At 39.3% G+C, this 17,802-nt stretch carries 18 protein-coding genes; 16 read left to right on the top strand and 2 right to left on the bottom strand.

What is annotated here, in order from left to right:
* The first annotated feature begins 324 nt into the window (after nt 1-324).
* The 14 genes from petC to NMK36_RS13405 all read left to right on the top strand — a co-directional run bounded on the left by petC (nt 325) and on the right by NMK36_RS13405 (nt 14,590).
* A complete protein-coding gene (gene petC, locus NMK36_RS13470) occupies nt 325-858 on the top strand; it encodes a cytochrome b6-f complex iron-sulfur subunit (protein ID WP_072720541.1) in 534 nt (177 codons plus the stop codon).
* 130 nt (nt 859-988) lie between these two features.
* On the top strand, nt 989-1,513 hold the full coding sequence (locus tag NMK36_RS13465) for a rhodanese-like domain-containing protein (RefSeq protein ID WP_245824312.1): 525 nt from the start codon (nt 989-991) through the stop codon (nt 1,511-1,513).
* A gap of 74 nt (nt 1,514-1,587) precedes the next feature.
* Nucleotides 1,588-2,904, top strand: a complete 1,317-nt coding sequence (locus NMK36_RS13460; protein WP_254173952.1) for an NAD(P)/FAD-dependent oxidoreductase — start codon at nt 1,588-1,590, stop codon at nt 2,902-2,904.
* A gap of 445 nt (nt 2,905-3,349) precedes the next feature.
* A complete protein-coding gene (locus tag NMK36_RS13455; RefSeq protein WP_254173951.1) occupies nt 3,350-4,051 on the top strand; it encodes a 4Fe-4S dicluster domain-containing protein in 702 nt (233 codons plus the stop codon).
* A gap of 15 nt (nt 4,052-4,066) precedes the next feature.
* Nucleotides 4,067-4,909: a DUF2202 domain-containing protein gene (locus NMK36_RS13450; RefSeq protein WP_254173950.1), complete on the top strand. Its 843-nt coding sequence runs from the start codon at nt 4,067-4,069 to the stop codon at nt 4,907-4,909.
* An 83-nt stretch (nt 4,910-4,992) separates the two neighbouring features.
* Nucleotides 4,993-6,039, top strand: coding sequence for a heterodisulfide reductase-related iron-sulfur binding cluster (locus NMK36_RS13445; RefSeq protein ID WP_072720536.1), 1,047 nt, complete (start codon nt 4,993-4,995; stop codon nt 6,037-6,039).
* Nucleotides 6,040-6,126: 87 nt separating this feature from the next.
* Entirely contained in the window at nt 6,127-7,197 is a 1,071-nt protein-coding gene (locus NMK36_RS13440) for an FAD-dependent oxidoreductase (protein WP_254173949.1), read from the top strand.
* Between the two features lie 14 nt (nt 7,198-7,211).
* Complete coding sequence (locus NMK36_RS13435; protein ID WP_254173948.1) at nt 7,212-7,799, top strand: 4Fe-4S dicluster domain-containing protein; 588 nt, start codon at nt 7,212-7,214, stop codon at nt 7,797-7,799.
* Nucleotides 7,796-8,662: a CoB--CoM heterodisulfide reductase iron-sulfur subunit B family protein gene (locus tag NMK36_RS13430; protein ID WP_072720533.1), complete on the top strand. Its 867-nt coding sequence runs from the start codon at nt 7,796-7,798 to the stop codon at nt 8,660-8,662. Before NMK36_RS13435 ends, NMK36_RS13430 begins: the two co-directional genes overlap by 4 nt.
* Nucleotides 8,663-8,718: 56 nt before the next feature.
* A complete protein-coding gene (locus NMK36_RS13425; protein WP_186440418.1) occupies nt 8,719-9,273 on the top strand; it encodes a ferritin-like domain-containing protein in 555 nt (184 codons plus the stop codon).
* 151 nt (nt 9,274-9,424) lie between these two features.
* Entirely contained in the window at nt 9,425-12,124 is a 2,700-nt protein-coding gene (locus tag NMK36_RS13420) for a cyclic nucleotide-binding domain-containing protein (protein WP_254173947.1), read from the top strand.
* Nucleotides 12,125-12,374: 250 nt separating this feature from the next.
* Nucleotides 12,375-12,821, top strand: coding sequence for a DUF2214 family protein (locus NMK36_RS13415; RefSeq protein ID WP_072720531.1), 447 nt, complete (start codon nt 12,375-12,377; stop codon nt 12,819-12,821).
* Between the two features lie 20 nt (nt 12,822-12,841).
* Nucleotides 12,842-13,831 (top strand): NAD(P)/FAD-dependent oxidoreductase, encoded by a 990-nt coding sequence (locus NMK36_RS13410; protein ID WP_072720530.1) that lies wholly within the window; start codon nt 12,842-12,844, stop codon nt 13,829-13,831.
* 66 nt (nt 13,832-13,897) lie between these two features.
* Nucleotides 13,898-14,590 (top strand): aldehyde oxygenase (deformylating), encoded by a 693-nt coding sequence (locus NMK36_RS13405; RefSeq protein ID WP_254173946.1) that lies wholly within the window; start codon nt 13,898-13,900, stop codon nt 14,588-14,590.
* Between the two features lie 104 nt (nt 14,591-14,694).
* On the opposite strand, the gene NMK36_RS13400 is transcribed toward NMK36_RS13405, so the two are convergent.
* Nucleotides 14,695-16,167: a polysaccharide deacetylase family protein gene (locus NMK36_RS13400; protein ID WP_254173945.1), complete on the bottom strand. Its 1,473-nt coding sequence runs from the start codon at nt 16,165-16,167 to the stop codon at nt 14,695-14,697.
* Nucleotides 16,168-16,336: 169 nt separating this feature from the next.
* Here NMK36_RS13400 and NMK36_RS13395 point away from each other — a divergent pair, with 169 nt between their 5' ends.
* The gene (locus NMK36_RS13395; protein ID WP_072720527.1) at nt 16,337-16,915 is read left to right on the top strand and encodes a Uma2 family endonuclease; all 579 of its coding nucleotides are present in this window, start codon (nt 16,337-16,339) and stop codon (nt 16,913-16,915) included.
* A gap of 62 nt (nt 16,916-16,977) precedes the next feature.
* Nucleotides 16,978-17,442 (top strand): DUF29 domain-containing protein, encoded by a 465-nt coding sequence (locus NMK36_RS13390; RefSeq protein ID WP_072721136.1) that lies wholly within the window; start codon nt 16,978-16,980, stop codon nt 17,440-17,442.
* Between the two features lie 49 nt (nt 17,443-17,491).
* On the opposite strand, the gene NMK36_RS13385 is transcribed toward NMK36_RS13390, so the two are convergent.
* Complete coding sequence (locus NMK36_RS13385; RefSeq protein ID WP_072720526.1) at nt 17,492-17,683, bottom strand: hypothetical protein; 192 nt, start codon at nt 17,681-17,683, stop codon at nt 17,492-17,494.
* Nucleotides 17,684-17,802: the final 119 nt, after the last annotated feature.

Genomic DNA, 17,802 nt, shown 5'->3' with positions numbered 1-17,802 from the left:
TTAAAATACCTGCATATTTATCCTCTAACTCTAGGACTTACCCAATGGGCTGATGCAAAAGCCAGGTTTCTGGAGCAAAAATCAAGTTTCCATCCTGAAAAATAGCCAGAAACCTGATTTCTTGGGTACTGTGTGTAAGTCCTAACTTTTATTCCTTGCAGGTTTCAGCACTTATAAACGCCGAGGCGATCAACAGTGCCAACTTTGGCATTGAAGTGATCCACGTCTGAACTGTCGGTTTTGATTCCTTCTAACCGCGTCTTTTTAATCTCCGGCTTCTTCAGATTTAAACGAGAAGTCGGTTTTTCTCCTAACTGAACTTTAATGGAAAATAGCCTACCTCTGGAAAGTCCTTCTTTGTCCCGTCGTCAACTCCTGAATTTTTTAACAGGTGCAGTTGTTGCGACCACTGCGGGAGCCGTTCTTTATCCTGTAGTTGAATATGTTCTTCCTCCGGCAGAAAGTGGAGAAGATGGGGCAATTTTGGCAAAAGATATCTTAGGAAATCCCATTCCTGCTAGCCAAATTTTAGCCGAGGCCCCTGGAACTCGTGCTTTAGTTGCGGGTTTAGCAGGAGATCCAACCTATTTGATTGTTGAAGAAAATAGCTGTTTAAATTCGATGGGAATTGTCAATAATTGTACCCATTTAGGGTGTACGTTTCCTTGGAATTCTGTTGATCAACAATTTCAATGTCCTTGTCATGGTTCCCGTTATAGTGCCGATGGTTCAGTTTTACGAGGGCCAGCACCTTTACCGTTAAAATTAGTTCATGTTGCGGTTAGAAATAACCAAATTTGGATTTCTCCCTGGACAGAATTAGATCCCCGAACTCAAGCTCAACCTTGGTGGGTTTAACAACAGCAATAGAAATCGGATTGGTAAAAAAAATTGGGTTATCAACCCGGTTTCTAGTGCCATTCTAACAATAATAACCATCGGATTACATCATTTTTATTTCTAGGCTTTGAGATTTAGCTGTTACAGAATGGATATGTTTATGTTTGGAAATCTCGGTAAAATCAGGCAAAAATTATTATTATTATTTTTGCTGATTGGGTTGCTCCTTTCTCCTGTCTTACTGTTTAAGCCTGTACCTGCCTTAGCCAGTTCTTTTGATTTAGGAGAGCCGGTTAATGCACCGGAAAATTTGAACCCAGTGATCACTCATTTTTTGGAAGAAATTCCTCCCCGATATTATGCAATCATGAAGATTCAGGATCTTCAAAATCTGATACAACAAGGTGATCTGGTTTTAATTGATGTTCGAGAACCTTCTGAATATGCTTTCGGTCATATTCCAACTGCCATCAACATTCCTTTAAGATCCTTAACTCAAAATATCGATCAAATTCCTCAAGATCGTCCTGTGGTTTTGTATTGTACAACAGGTTATCGGACGGCAATGGGAGTGATGGCATTAGAACTTTTAGGCTATCAGAATGTTCGAGGATTTCCTCCTAGTATTCAAGGTTGGAAAGCAGCCGGACAACTTTTAGAAACAGTCTTGTAATTCCTGATGCAATTAACAGCATTTATGGATTGATTTTCACTAACAACAACTCTTCTTACACAACAACACTCAATATGGTTATATCTACAATCAAACCCGTCGAAATTTCCGATAAAGTGACACTTCCAACGGTTACTAAAACCTTAAATTATCAAATCGTGATTATCGGAGCAGGGGCAGCCGGAATTACAACCGCATCTCTACTTTTTAATCAGAATCATTTTCTCGATATTGCTATTATTGATCCTTCCGATAAACACTATTATCAACCGGGTTGGACATTAACGGGAGGGGGTGTCTTCCAGATTGAAGATACCGTTAGAAATCAACGAGATGTTATTCCTCAAGATGCCACTTGGATTAAAGATAAAGTCATTCACTTAGACCCAGATCACAATCAAGTTTTAACTCAAGCGGGTTTCCTGGTTCGATATGATTATTTAATTGTTTGTCCGGGTATTCAAATTGATTGGCATCTGATTTCAGGACTCAAAGAAGCGTTAGGAAAAGAGGGTGTCACCACAAATTATTCTCCTCGGTATGCACCCTATACTTGGGAATTGATTCGTAATTTTAAAGGTGGAAATGCTTTATTTACCTTTCCGAATACTCCGATTAAATGTGGGGGTGCACCTCAAAAAGTCATGTACATGGCCGATGACACTTTCCGTCTAAAATGGGGAGTTCGTCAACGAACCAACGTGATGTTTTTTTCCCCCGGAAATCGGATGTTTTCTGTTCCTGAATATTCTCATCTGTTAGAAAATGTTATTAAAGAACGAGAGATTAATGTTCAGTTCCGACATAATTTAAAAGCGATTATCGCTGAAACAAAAACAGCACTTTTCGATATTTTGGATAACAATGGCAATGTAATTGATCAAGTGAGTTATCCCTATGATATGATTCACGTTGCTCCGCCCCAAAGTGCACCGGACTTTATTAAACATAGTCCTTTAGCTGTTCCGAATAATCCCTATGGTTGGGTTGATATCGATGCTTATACCTTGCAACATAAGCGATATCCGAATGTTTTTAGTTTAGGTGATGCTTCATCTTTACCCACTTCTAAAACCGCCGCCGCTATTCGCAAACAAGCACCGGTTGTTGCTAAAAATTTACTCGCTTTGATGGCTTCAAAACCGTTAATCAGTCAATATGATGGTTATACTTGTTGTCCCTTAATTACCGGGTATGATCGGACTATTATGGCAGAATTTAATGGTTATAATACCACAGTTCTATCCAGTTTCCCCCTCAATCCGGTTAAAGAACGGGCAATTATGTGGACAATGAAAGTTACCGCTTTACCCTGGATTTATTGGAATCGAATGCTTACGGGAGATCGATTTGAGGGAGAGTACATTAAATTTATGCAGTGGAAAAAATAACCTCCTAGGGTGCGTAAGCTTAAGCTTACGCACCATTTTTTATTCAAAACTTTATAAAAAATATCGCTACTAATTAGTTATTTTTTAATGACAATTTGTGGCTCAATATTCTATTGATTATGGGAAATAAAAATAAAAAATTTTAACTTTTTGGATTGACAGAATGACAATATCATAATAAAATAAATTAGGTTTAAAAAACCAAATCAGTTGTTGCAGATTAATCTGATTCGTCTTAAGAAGTGTTCTATTCCTAAAATCAGGCGGTAGGAGCAGATTGATCTAACTTTTTGCTATGCCATTGCTCATAGATCAATCGACTCCTACCTTTTTCCACTTCTGAATTAAGTACATTTACTGATTGACATTTTGTATATTTTATATAACCATATAATAATATAAATATTTAATCAGTTAATAAAAATTGCATCGGAGGGTTTGGCTGATGGGCCAGCTAGTTAACGAACTTAAACGAGATATTCAATACCAACACGGGATGAATGCCTGCCTGAACTGTGGCATCTGTACTGCGGTTTGTCCAGCCGCCGAAGTTTATGACTACTCTCCGAGAGAAGTGATGAACATTTGCCATCTGGAAGATGAAGACTCCCTCATGGAGTTACTTAAATCTGATAAAATCTGGTTTTGCGGACAATGTTTCTCCTGTAAACCCCGATGTCCCAGAGGTAACAGCACCGCCCAAGTGATTCTGGCTTTGCGTAGGCTTTCCGTTCGTTATGGTTACTTTGCAGAGTCCGAAAAAGGCAGACAACAATTATTTGCTAAACGAGTCTTTGGGGAAAATCTGCTTAAACGAGGTTATACCTTAGTGGCAGAAAATATCACCCCGGCCCACTTTCCTGAACTCGGAGAAAACTGGGAATACTATTACGAACACATGGCGGAAATGCGAGAGTGGTGGGATGTTCCCATGAACTTAGAAAATAGTGCAGGTTCCCACCGCATGATACCCGAAAAAGACATGGATGAATTGCGGGCAATTTATCAAGCAACTGGGGCACTTGAGTTAATGGATGCTGTTGAAAAAGGCATGGAAAAGAAACTCGGTAGCAAAGAAGAAGTTGAAAAATATTGGGAAAATTGGGTAGAAACGGCTGATAGCAGAAACTACGAGATGGGAGAATAAATCAGGAGAAAAATTATGCAGACAGTTAATAATTTTAGTAGCGTCAATAGCAGTCTGGATGCCTCCGAAACGGAAGGACTACTCTATATGCGCGAAGAAGAAAAACTGGCGCATGATGTCTACGTCACCCTGTATGAACAGTGGGGATTGTCTATTTTTAACAACATCGCCAATAGCGAAGATCGTCATGAGAATCAGATAGAAACCCTGCTTAATAACTATCAAATTGAAGATCCAGTTGGTGATAATCTGATCGGTGTTTTTGTCAATCCAGATTTACAACAATTGTACAATAATCTGATAGCCCAAGGCAGTGAATCCCTAACGGCAGCCTTACAGGTAGGAGTGTTGATTGAGGAGACTGATATTGCAGATTTACAAGAGCGAATTGCCCAAACAGATAACGCTGATATTCAAAAGGTATATGAACAACTTTTGAAGGGATCAAATAATCATCTGAGTGCATTTACTTCAAACTTGACTGGCGAAACTGTTAATACTAACTCCTCTAATACCTCTAATAATTTAACGAATCAGATTCAGGAAACAATAATAGATGACCCTCTAACTGGAGGTGGAAGCAATCAAAGCTTCGTTAGCAATGGTGGGGGTAACTCAGCTTATGCAGCAAATTTTGTCTTGGGTTCGTCAAGTCAAATTAACAGCACTGGGTTATCAGCAGTTGAGCAGAGTTATCTGAATATTGATAATAGTTTTACTGCCCGAAACCAGCCCTTTGCTTCATCTAATATAGGAGGGATCAGTAACTTATCTACAAACGACTTGCCGATGGGCTTTTCTCTGACTCAAAACCCGATGGCTGCTCTTACTATAATGCAGACAATAGCCAGAATATGAGAGCGGTAATTTGCCCGGTTAATTCCTAAATTAGCATCCATCAAAGATTAAAAATTGACATCAATAAAAAAGGAAAAAACACAATGAAAGTAGCTAGACAAAATTTAGCTTGGGAAAAACATCAAAAGCACGTTCCAACCGTTGATGAACCCGGTGGGAATGTATGGGGATGTTTCCGCAGTTGTTTTCTGCAAAGTGCTGCCCCCTATACAGAAGGAATTGCCTATAAAATCTTAAAAAATGACTTAGGAATTGATTTACGCGAAGCAGCTGGACATACTTCTTGTGGGGCAATTGGCTATCACGGAGATGTGACTAATCTGGAAACCCAAATGGTGGTTGCGGCTCGTAATTTTTCCGTTGCCCATGATGAATTAGGAGTCGATAATCTCTTCTCATTTTGTGTGACTTCTTTCGCGAATTACACTGAAATGATTCAACTTTGGGAAGAAGAACCAGAGTTACGAGAATATACAGAAAAAATGTTAAAAGAAACCACAGGGCGTGAGTTTTGGGTTCCTCATGTTTCTGGGGGTAGACCGTCTGTAGTTCATGCGTCTGATGTGTTTTTTGCCAATCGCCATAAATTAGCAGAAAAAGCTAAATATAGTTTAAAAGGAATAAAAGCGGTTGATCATATTGGCTGCCACTATGGCAAAATCTTTCCGGGTGAGTGCATGGGGGGATCTGAATTTCCCCAAGTTTTAGTCGGGTTATTAGAAGCATTTGGCGCGGAAATTGTTGATTATCCAGAAAGAAGACATTGCTGCGGCATGGGTTTTCGTCAATGTGCATTTCCTGAAAATCGAGACTATACCGCTAGTAGCGTTTATAAAAAGATGAAAAGTCTCAAAGAAACCCATCCCGATTGTAATTTAATTTTAACCAATTGTCCGGGGTGTACGGTGTTTTTAGATGCGGAACAAGGAACGATTAAAGAAGTCTTGGAAGAAGAATTTAATGTTAGTATTCTCGACTATGCTCAACTGACGGGTTTGATGTTAGGATACGATCCTTTTAAAGATTGTGGATTAAATGCCAAAGTTGTTCCTATTGAACCCTTATTAGATAAAATTGGCATTTCTTACGACAAATCTAAAACCTTTGAAGAACGGAGAAGACCGTTTTAATCAGTTATCAGTTATCAGTTATCAGTTATTGAAATTGTAAATCATCATACCTATTGAATTTTATTTCCTAAAAAAAAGGGAGGAAACATGAACAAACCTGTGGTGATTATTGGTGGTGGCCCTGCGGGATTGGCAGCGGCTGGAAAACTTCAAGACTTTGGTTATGAGGTGGTTTTAATTGAAAAACAAGCTGAAATTGGCGGACATTTAAACAAGTGGTATAAAGTGTTTCCTGACTTTACGGACGCTTCAGAAATTACGGCTAATCTGAAAGCAGGTTTAGGAAAAACTCGAATTTTAACTAATACAACCGTAACCGAAATTCAAGGGTCTTCCCCCAACTTTCAACTCACAACATCAACGGGAGAAAATCTTGAAGCAGCAGCAATTTTAGTTTCAACCGGATATAAGCATTTTGATGCCAGATTGAAGGAAGAATACGGTTATGGAATTTATGATAATTGCATCACTTCAGTTGAACTCGATCTGATGCTAAAAGACCAGAATATTAAAACCCGGTCGGGACAAGTTCCGAAAAAAATAGCCATGATTCATTGCGTTGGTTCTCGTGATGAAAAGGTGAATAATAATTACTGTTCTCGCGTTTGTTGTACAAATACGATTAAACTGGCGATTGAAATTAAAGAACAACATCCCGATTGTGACGTTTACTGCCTTTATATGGATATACGGGTGTTTGGTCGCGGTTATGAGGAACTTTACCGCACCTCTCAAGAACAATATGGGGTGCAATTTTTACGGGGTCGGTTGTCAGAAGCGAGTGAGAAAAAGGATGGCAATTTATTACTGCGCTTAGAAGATACCTTAACGGCAAAACCGATGCGATTAAGCGTTGATTTGTTAGTGTTAATGGTGGGAATGGAAGGCAACCCAGAGTTAGCAGAAATAGCGAATTTAAAATTAGGATGTGATCGCTTTTATGCCACCGCCCATCAACAATATTCTAATAATATGTCAACCCGTGAAGGTATTTTTCTAGCGGGGGCAGCAACAGGGCCAAAAGCCATTATGGAATCAATTACCGATGGTCGCTCGGCTGCCGCAGAAATTGCCAGTTTTGTTGCTCGTTATTCACAAAATTTAGCAACTCATTTGAATGGGCAATTCATAACAGAAATAGCAACATCTCTCAAATAAAAGAGGAAAAAATTATGGCAACAAAAGCGAAAAAATTTGTCTTTGGGTTGAAAGCTGATCGCCAACTCGATGGCGATAAAATGAACTCCGATTTTGTTAAAAAAGTGGTTGCTGAAGGGGGAAAAGGGGCTGCGATCGCGGCTTGTATGCAGTGTGGGACTTGTAGCGGTGGCTGTACCAATATTGATCAGATGGATATGTCCCCTCGAACCCTCATTTTAATGACACAACGAGGGGAATGGGAGAAGGTACTTAAAAGTAACGCTTTGTGGATGTGTAGTTCTTGTTATATTTGTACCTCCCGATGTCCCCGTGGGGTGCGTCCTTCTGATGTGATTGAAGCGGTAAAAGCGATCGCCATTCGCGAAGGAATTGAGAACAATTCAACTCGTTTTAATCAAATTTTTGTTGAGTTAGTGCAGAAACGAGGCATTCTGTTTGAACCAGAATTAATGCAGAAATATGGCGGTTTACAAGCCATGATCGATCAAGCAGAATTGGGCATTAAATTAACCCTTAAAGGAAAAATGTCACCGTTTCCTGCAAAAATCAAAGACCCTAAAACCTTTAGTGAAGCATTAGAAGAGGCAAAACAATCATGAAATATTCTTACTACCCTGGATGCAGTCTCCATACCACTGCTAGAGAGTTTGATATCTCCACAAAAGTTGTTATGGAGGAATTAGGAATTGAACTCAAAGAACTGCAAGATTGGTCTTGTTGTGGGGGTTCTGTTGCTGCTGGAGTTTCTCACGATGTTGGGATGGCAATGGCTGCGAGAAATGTGGTATTAGCGCAAAAAGAAAATCTGGATTTATTAACATCTTGTTCAGGATGCTATAATAAATCTGCACGGGCAGCCAAAGCCTTAGAAGATGCCGCCGAAAAAGATAGAATTTCAGTGATTTTATCGAAAATGGGATTATCAATTTCGGACTACAATATCCGTGTTAGAAATGTGGTGGATGTGTTAGCCAATGATATTGATATTACGCCCCATATTAAAAAGCCGTTAACCGGGTTAAAAGTGGTTTGTTATTATGGCTGTTTGTTAACTCGACCTGCGGATATTACGGGCTGGGATTCTCCGATTGTTCCGATGTCAATGGATAAACTTTCAGCAATTTGTGGGGCAGAAGTCATTGATTTTTCCTTAAAGACAAAATGTTGTGGTGGCCCGATTTTAGTTTCTCAACAGGATATCGCCTTTGACCTAACTAAACAACTCTTAGATGAGGCAAAATTTCAGGGCGCGGATTGTATTGTTTTAGCTTGTCCCTTGTGCGATACGAACTTAGAACTACGTCAAGGAGAAATTGAGAAAAAATACAATATTTCTTACAATTTACCGATTTTATATATCACCGAAATTATCGGATTAGCATTAGGAATAAAACCCGGAAAATTGGGCATGAATAAGCATATTGTTTCCCCTCAACCTGTTTTAGCTAAATTGGGATTGTGAACTTGAGGGTTGACTGATTACTGATGCGCGGGCGGGCTGACCCCGCCCCTACGGTTATGAACAACTACAAACCGATCAAAAACAATCTTGGCACAGCTTTTCAGGGGTTAATAGCAGGAATCATTATCACTAGCAATAGCATAATTTTTCCCGGCTTTTTCCCTTTAAAAGCACTTTCTAAAACTGCTTTAGATTCTAAAACCCAACAAGCTATGATTGACTCGATTAATGATGAATATCGCGCCAGAGCTTTGTATAATGCGGTTATCCAAAAATTGGGTTCAGTTCGTCCATTTAGCAATATTGTTCAATCGGAAAATAATCATGTCAATCTTTGGGTCAACTTATTTGCTCACTATGGAATGCCTGTTCCCAATGATACATTTTCTGGTCATATTTCCGTACCTGATACCTTAAAAGAAGCTTGTCAAATGGGAGTAGAAACCGAAATTGATAACGTAAAAATGTATGATAATTTTTTAAGTTTTGTTACCCAGCCCGATTTAAAAGCCGCCTTTACTCAACTGCGTCAAATTTCTCAGGAAAGGCATTTACCCGCCTTTGAACGCTGTCAAACTCAACCGAATAGAGGTCAAGGACACTTTTTTTAAGGGTGAAAGAACCTAAATTCTTGAGTTTAAAGTTGACGCTATCCTGAGAAATTGTACGATCAGCTACTTCAAATCTGAAAAATATTCGAGTATGATCAATTCTCAAAAGCCAGTATTTTCAAATCTTGCTTGCTGAATTGAGGGAAATTTGATGAACTCTATAATCGAGTTAACAAGCATCTTCCCCTTGCCACAACCCATCGATTACGATCCAACAGTTGCTTCCGATGAAGGGAAAAGAGCAGAAGATATGGGTTGGCTAGGGAGTCAACCTATCTGGGAAAGCCTGCCAGAAAGCGCGATGCAAGCAATTTCCCAATTGTTTTATCGCTTCCAAGTCGAAGCAGGAAGTCTGATTTATCGAGAAGGACAAACTCCCATCGGGCTATATCTGCTCAAGCTGGGAAAGGTGGAAATCTTTCAACAATCGCCCATTGGTAAATTGTCGATCCGCGATCGCCACCCTGGAGATTTATTTGGCTATACACTGGTGGCGAGTTCCGATGAAGGAACGTACCATAGTAGTGCGATCGCCCTGACAGCCAGTGAAATCCTGTTTTTACCCCAAAACCAGTTTTTGGAATTGGTGATAGACTATCCTGCTATTCAACAAGCGATCTATTCCCTGTTGATGCGAGACTTAGATGATCTTGCCAGCCGCATTGCTTGGGAAGAAGAACGCATTCGAGGCTTGCAACCCTACATCCAAGATATTCCCACCGGGGAAATGATTCTGGGTCATAGCAAAGCTACCCAAAAACTCGCTCAAAAAATCGATCAAGCCGCATCTACGTTAACGCCTGTGGTGTTTCAAGCCCAACCGGGTAGCGGAAAAACCTTTTTAGCGGGATTGATCCACCTGCGTTCTCAATTAGCTGACCGACCCTTTGCTGAATTAGATTGTGCCGAACTTCCCCATACCGCAGATGGTAGACTCAATACCGATGTCTTATTTGGCAGAACGGGAAATCAACCGGGTATTCTGGAATTATTAGAACAGGGAACCTTATTACTCGATAACGTTCAGGTTTTAAGTGAAGGCGATCGCACTCGATTAATTCACTATTTGAAAACAGGATTAATTATCCCCAATCATGGCATATTAAACCACCATCAATTATCTCACGAACCACCTCAACCCGTTCAATCTTGGGTGCGTTTAATTTTTGCCTCTGCCAACAAACTCATTTTTCCCGATATTGAAATTATTTCAATTAAACTATTAACTTTACCCCAACGGAAAGCCGATATTCCCGAATTTGCCGAATACTTTCTGAATCAATTTTGTCGGGAACAAAATCGCCCTCTTCTGCAATTGGATCGGGCAGATTTGCGCCGTTTGATGAGTTACGAATATCCCGGCAATTTAGCAGAATTAGCCGAAATATTGCACCGTGCCGTGATGATGACCCCCATCGGACAATCGGTGATTCCAGAACAAGCTTTGTGGTCAGTAGAATCTAGGAAAAATGCCTTTCGGATTGATTTGCTCACCCATGTTCCAGGGTTGCGGAAATTGTTGTTGAGTCATTGGTATCCCGAAGGGATCTGGATCTTGATGATGGCAATTTTCATCCCCGTTACAATTTTAGGTTTTATCGGTTCCCAATCACGAGATAACAGCATTACCCTCAACTTATTTTGGGCTTGGTGGTGGCCTGGTTATCTATTTTTATTCGCCTTTGTGGGGCGAGTTTGGTGTGCTATCTGCCCGTTTATGATTGTGGGTGAATGGATGCGCCAACTTTCCCTGTGGTTATTTCCCCGTCAGCAACTCACCTGGAATACCTCATGGCTCAATCGTTGGGGTGCGTGGATATTATTTGCCGGGTTTGTAATCATTTACCTGTGGGAAAAACTGTGGGATTTGCCCCATCATGCCTATCTTTCTGCTTGGTTATTATTAACAATTACGGCTGGGGCTGTGATTTGTAGTTTAATTTATGAACGTCGGTTATGGTGTCGCTATCTCTGTCCTATTGGTGGCATGAATGGGATGTTTGCTAAACTGTCGATAACGGAATTGCGCTCAACTCAGCAAGTTTGTGGGAGTCAGTGTAATACCTTTGGCTGTTATAAAGGCAGTACGGAAACTCCACTTAACTTTATTGATGCCTTACCCAACGAAGGACAAGCGAGTAAAGGTTGTCCGCTTTACTCCCATCCCGCCCAATTGCAAGATAACCGTGATTGTATGCTTTGTATGGATTGTTTGAAAGCTTGTCCCAATCGCTCAGGACAGTTAAATTTACGCTTTCCTGCATCGGATTTATTAGATGATCATCAGGGTTTTTGGGCAGAAGTAGCCCTGTTATTACTATTATTTGGGGGTGTGTTTATGCACCATTCCCAGACTATTTTAGGTTGGTGGGGATGGGAAAATTTACCTGTCGATGCCGATCATTTTCTAAGCAGTTTACCCATCACTTTAGTATTACTCAGTATACCTGCTATTTTAACATTAGGAACTCATGCGATCGCTCGCTTTTTTGATCCTGAACAACCCAGTTATTTAACGATTATTTACGCCTATCTCCCGTTTGTTTTGGCTGCCAATTTAGCCCACTACGTTCCTTCTTTTATTACCGAAGCCGGACAAATTCTCCCCGTATTAGCTCGTTCTTTAGGATATAGTGGGGCAGGATTACCCACTCTAACTTGGAGTTTAGATGTGGCTCAATTTCTGCAAGGGGTAACACTACTTTCCGCATTAGTTTTTAGCCCTTATCCTCTGCTACGAATTACCAAACAAAGCGACGAAGCAACCGGGATACAAAGACTAATCAGTAACCTGCCTCATTTATTATTCATGGCTGGATTAACTGTTTTATTATTCAAGTTAATGATTTAAAAGGGAAGCATGGGATGAGTTTAGCATTAAGAAATCTCCTGATTTTAGCTGGATTTAGTAGAGACGCGCCATACCGCGTAGTGCTATAAACCTTGTTTTTGGGCTGGATTTGAAGCACGATAAGTATAATTACTGATTGAAAATCTTTTGCAATCAGTTATACTACTAAATGACAATATAATCATAAATATTGAAAAAACGCCGAAAACCTTTTTAATCCTCAGTCATCAGACAAACTCTTTACAGAACTATGTGGGCAAGTTCAATTACAGCTTATTTCCATTACTTAGGTTTTATGTTAGCGTTTGCGGCTCTCACAGTAGAGAGTTTTAACTTAAAAAAAGAAATGACCCTAAATGAAGCCAAAAAAGTTGCTTTTGCGGATCTGGTTTATGGGATAGCAGCCACCTTAATTGTAATTACAGGAGTCTTAAGAGTTTTATACTTTGGAAAAGGAACAGATTATTACCTCAATAATCCATTTTTTTACGCAAAAATGGGGATATTTATCCTCGTTAGTTTATTATCATTGTATCCTACATTTACCTTTATTTTATGGTTTAAAAATCTACAAAATGGTAAAGCTCCTTGCTTAGAATCTTCCAAACTGAATCGACTGTCCTGGTTAATCAAAGGAGAATTAATCTGTTTTACATTCTTGCCTTTATTTGCAGCAATTATGGCTCGAATTAGTTAATCAATCAACGGAGAAAAATTATGCAGCTTTCCAAAAATAATTTACAGGATAAACAAAACCCAATTTATGATGTTATAGTGATTGGTGGCGGTGCTGGTGGACTTTCGGCAGGAATTTATTTAAAACGTTATCGCCTTTCTAGTTTAATGATTGATAAAGGCAAAGCTCGGTCATTTTGGATGCAGGAATTACATAATTATTTGGGTTTACCTCCCGATACACCCGGACGAGTTTTATTACAACGGGGAAAAGAACATTATGCTAGTTTAGATGGGGATTTTCTCAACGGTTTTGTTGAAGAAGTCATCGATGAAGGACAAACCTTTGCCATTAAAGTCAAAGTCGGTCGTCAAAATAGTATTGAAGCGGTGTTTCGTTCAAAATACTTAATTGCTGCAAGCGGAATTATCGACTATTTACCTCCCTTAGATGATATGCGAAACGTTTACGAATATGCGGGTTATAACCTGCACGTTTGTATGGTCTGTGATGGGTATGAAATGATTGATAAAAAATGTGGTTTTTTTGCTGGGAGTGAAGTCGCAATTGAAGAAATGGTATTTAATTTAAGTTGGTTTACTCCTTATATTACTATTTTTACCCATGGAGTATTTACCATCAGTGAACCTCTGAGAAATAAATTAAAAGAATATGGTTATCCAATCATAGAAACCCCCATTCATCAATTTGTCGGAAAAAATCATAAAATGACCGGAGTTGAGTTAACCGATGGAAGCTTAATTGAGTTAGAAACTGGATTAATTTCGATGGGATCTCGCTATCATAATACCTATCTTAAAGATATTAATCTGGAACTACAAGGAAATAATTTACTCACTGATAAAATGTGTCGAACTTCTCACCCTAGAATTTTTGCAATTGGGGATTTAAAAGTGGGGTTAAATCAAGTTATAATAGCAGCAGGAGATGGAGCGTTAGCTGCTACAGCAATTTGGCGAGAAATTCGTCGGACTACCGGAGCAAGACCTTGGCTAGAAAACCTAGCCTAATAATGCTATTCAAAACAGATTAACTGATGATTTAAACCCAGTATACTATCAGGAGGCTAATTTAAAATGTCTGAATCCTTATCCACTCAAAAGTTAGATTATAATAGCGATACTTACCGTGATAGCTTCAGCCGAATTAACGGAATTGTGATTGAAGGAGAACAGGAAGCCTATGATAATTTTATCAGTTTGGCTGAACTTTTGCCCGAATTTTCCAAAGAATTAATTAAGTTAGGTAAAATGGAACAGGGTCATCGTAAAAGTTTTGAAGCCTGTGGTAAAAACTTGAATGTTATTCCTGATTTAGAAATGGCAAAGTATTTTTTTGCTGATTTGCGCCAATTATTTCAAACAGCAGCAACTACCTCAAAAATTGCAACTTGTTTGTTAATTCAATCCTTAGTCATTGAATCCTTTGCGATCGCAGCTTATCATAACTATATTCCCGTTGCCGATAATTTTGCTCGAAAAATTACTCAATCTGTCGTTAAAGATGAATACCACCATCTTAACTTTGGAATTCTTTGGCTCAAACAACACTTTCAAGAGATCAAAGCCGAACTAGAAACCGCAAATCGTCAAATTTTACCCATCATCTTGCGAATGCTCAATCAAGTTGAATCTGATGTTAAAGTGCTCGGAATGAACAAACTCGAACTCATCGAAGAATTTATGGTTCATTATGGAGAATCTCTCCATCAAATCGGCTTTAAAACCACCGAAATTTTACGACTTTCTAGCCAAGCGTTAACCGCTTAAAAAATACGATACTGTAAGGTGCGTAAGGTTTCTTTTTACGCACCACTTCCATCAATTTTATTCTTCAAAAGAGCCATAAAAAGAATAGGAACAAAGAACAGGATTTAATTCTTTTTTCCTTTATCTAATTTAGGAAAACCCCCCTTCTGATAAATAGCAATTTGTTCAGGAGTTTGTAAATCCATAAAATCCGCTAACACACTATAGGTAACACATTGAACTTCTGGTTTCCCACAAACCTCCTCCGCAAAGCGAAATAGCGCTTTCCAGTAAGCACCTTGATTCCAATCGGAAAAATGATGACCGATATGCACAGGTGCACGGTTTCCTAAATAGTTACTTTGGAAATATTTTAAATAGGTTTGAAACATATCTTCTTCATAACGTTTGGCATTACTAGAGTTAGGTTTTCCCTTAGAATGGGCATAGTAAAAGTTATAATCCATTGATAAAACATTTTTGCGAGTCATCGCTGTTGTAAGAGAAGCCAAGGGGAAATTCCAAACCCCATTTTCAAGTTTTGGCCAATAATTCGCGGCGGCGACTCGGCTAGTATCATAACGAAATCTTCTTTTTTTCAAGGTTTTATATAAACCCGGACTCTGACCCAACTCAGGAGCACGAAATCCTTGAATTGCACTGACATCAAATGCCAAAGACCCTTTTAAATTGTTGATTTTGTAAGCATTAAAAATAAATTGATTAAAATAGTCAAATTCTCGCGTCCAGTCCGCCTCACTCCAGCGACTCCCATCAAAATGACCCACCGCATGGGAGCCAATTTCATGACCTTCTTGGTAGGCTTTGTTCAACTGTTCCAGGCGCAGATTAATCTCTTCGGGAGTGCCACCCCAACCAATGGCAGACCGTCCCCGACCTTTTCCCCCAGGAGGGGTATAGAGATTGCGTTTCTCATTATTTACAAAGTAAACCCCGCTAATAAAATAGGTAAAGTGAGCCTGAATATTCTTTTTTGCCATAGTTTGAGTGAAATTGCGAGATTTTTTCCACGCATCCAGGGAGCGAGAACCATCAAAAGCCAGTAGAACAAACTGAGGGGGACGACCGACCGGGGTAATCAGTTTTTTATCCTGCATCTTTTTATACAACAAGCGGGCATTCTGGCGAGTTGACACACAAGTGCTGCTATCGTTAGCTTGGTTACAGGTTGGGATAAGCTCTTTAGGAAAAGGCCCTAACGCTTCATTTCCATCAACGCAGTAGCCCAGAATTTGATTGAAGCGACTCCCATCAGGACAACGTTTTTGTCCATAGGCTTTGAGGAACAAGGCTTCCGGCCATTGTTGGGTATTACAAACACTCCCCCCATTCAAGCCTTGACATTTTTGTACCATGCGCTGGGTAAACGGCCCAAAAGCATTTTCACCGTTAGAATAGAAGTAACCTCCTAACCCATTAACAGGTTTTTCTTCGATGGGTTGCGGTGGTTTTGGTGTTGGGGAGACGGCAACGTTAAGGGTTTTAGTCGGTGGAAAAAGCGAGGTGGAATTGGCACAACCCCACAATATTAAGGACGAAGTAATATAAATAAAGCGTTGATACAACCCTTTCAACATTTTTAACACTCTTCAATACAATTTCAAACTTTAATCATATTATTTCTTGAACCTTCGGAGTCAACTTTTCAAATCGTAGAGGCGTTCACACTCCACCACAAAATGTTATAATCAATGCAAATCATTAATTCTAATAACATTACCTCAGAATCACTTATTTTTTAAAACCATGGTAGCAAATCAACAGCAAAATTACATTTCTCTCGAAGATTATCTAGCAGGGGAAGAAACCAGCCCTATCAAACACGAATATATTGACGGGCAAGTTTATGCAATGGCAGGGGCCAGTGATGCTCATGTTACCATTTGCTTAAACTTAGCTTCAGCCTTAAGAAATCATGTTCGAGGACGGGGTTGTCGTGTCTATATGTCCGATATGAAAGCCCAAATTGATACAGCTAATATTTATTACTATCCTGATATTTTAGTGACTTGTGATCCGAGAGATCGAGAATTAACAAATTATAAAAAATATCCTTGTTTAATTGTTGAAGTTTTATCCCCAAAAACAGAAGCCTTTGACAGAGGTGATAAATTTGCCGACTATCAACAATTAGAAACGTTACAAGAATATATTTTAATTAACCAAAAACGTCAGCGTGTTGAATGCTTACGTCGAAATCCTGAAGGTCTTTGGGTCTTACAATTCTACCACCCAGGGAGTGAAATTCATTTAAAAAGTATTGATTTTCGCACTCCTATTGACGCTTTATATGAAGATGTCACCTTTGAAGATAATCGTGATTAATAATATTAATCTCAATGAAATCTGTTAGACTGATGTACATAATAGAAAAGGAGTAAAACTCAATGACAACGATTCAATCAATGGCAATAAAGTCCCTTTATGAACAGGATTTTTATGAGTGGCTACAAACCAATATAAACTTATTAAGAGAGAGAAATTTTGCCGATATAGATTTAGAAAATATCCTAGAGGAACTGGAAAGTATGGGGAGAAGTGAGAAAAATGCTTTAAAAAGTAATCTGAGAATACTTCTGATGCACTTACTCAAGTATAAATATCAGCCGGAAAAACGAACAAATAGTTGGGTGTACACCATTATAGAACATCGAATACGCCTCGGAGATACTTTCACAACCAGTCCGAGTTTATATCGTTTTTTTGAAGAGATTTTTAATGAATCTTATCAAAATGCTAGGAAACTAGCCGCAGGTGAAACAGGTTTATCGATTAATGAATTTCCCCCAGAGTCTCCCTTTACGGTAGAAGAAGTTCTTAATACTGATTTTTTACCGTCTGACAAGAATTGACAAAAAAATGAGCAGTAGGGACACAATATATTGTATCCCTATTTTCCGCCTACGCTAAACCCTGAGATACAAAACCCGCCCAATATTGGGGACTGACAAAGGGTAATGGTTCCCGACAAAGTAAGTCTAATCGTAATCGTTGAATTTTAACCATTTCTGTTTGATTTTCGCCCCAGTTTTGCTGCTCAAAATAAGCCTCTAATTGTTGTTTATAGTTAGCATATAATTGATCTCCTGTCAAATTACGCAGCTTAAATTGGGCTTGACGAATCGCTTCTGAACGGCTTTCCCCTCGTTTCCTGGTTCCACCAGGGAATGCCCACAGGAGGCTCTGCCTCCGATAACAGCAGGCGGAGCCTG

Origin of the sequence: Planktothrix pseudagardhii (assembly GCF_904830925.1) — a bacterium.
GTDB lineage: Bacteria > Cyanobacteriota > Cyanobacteriia > Cyanobacteriales > Microcoleaceae > Planktothrix > Planktothrix tepida.
This window is presented reverse-complemented; position numbering and strand designations above follow the sequence as displayed.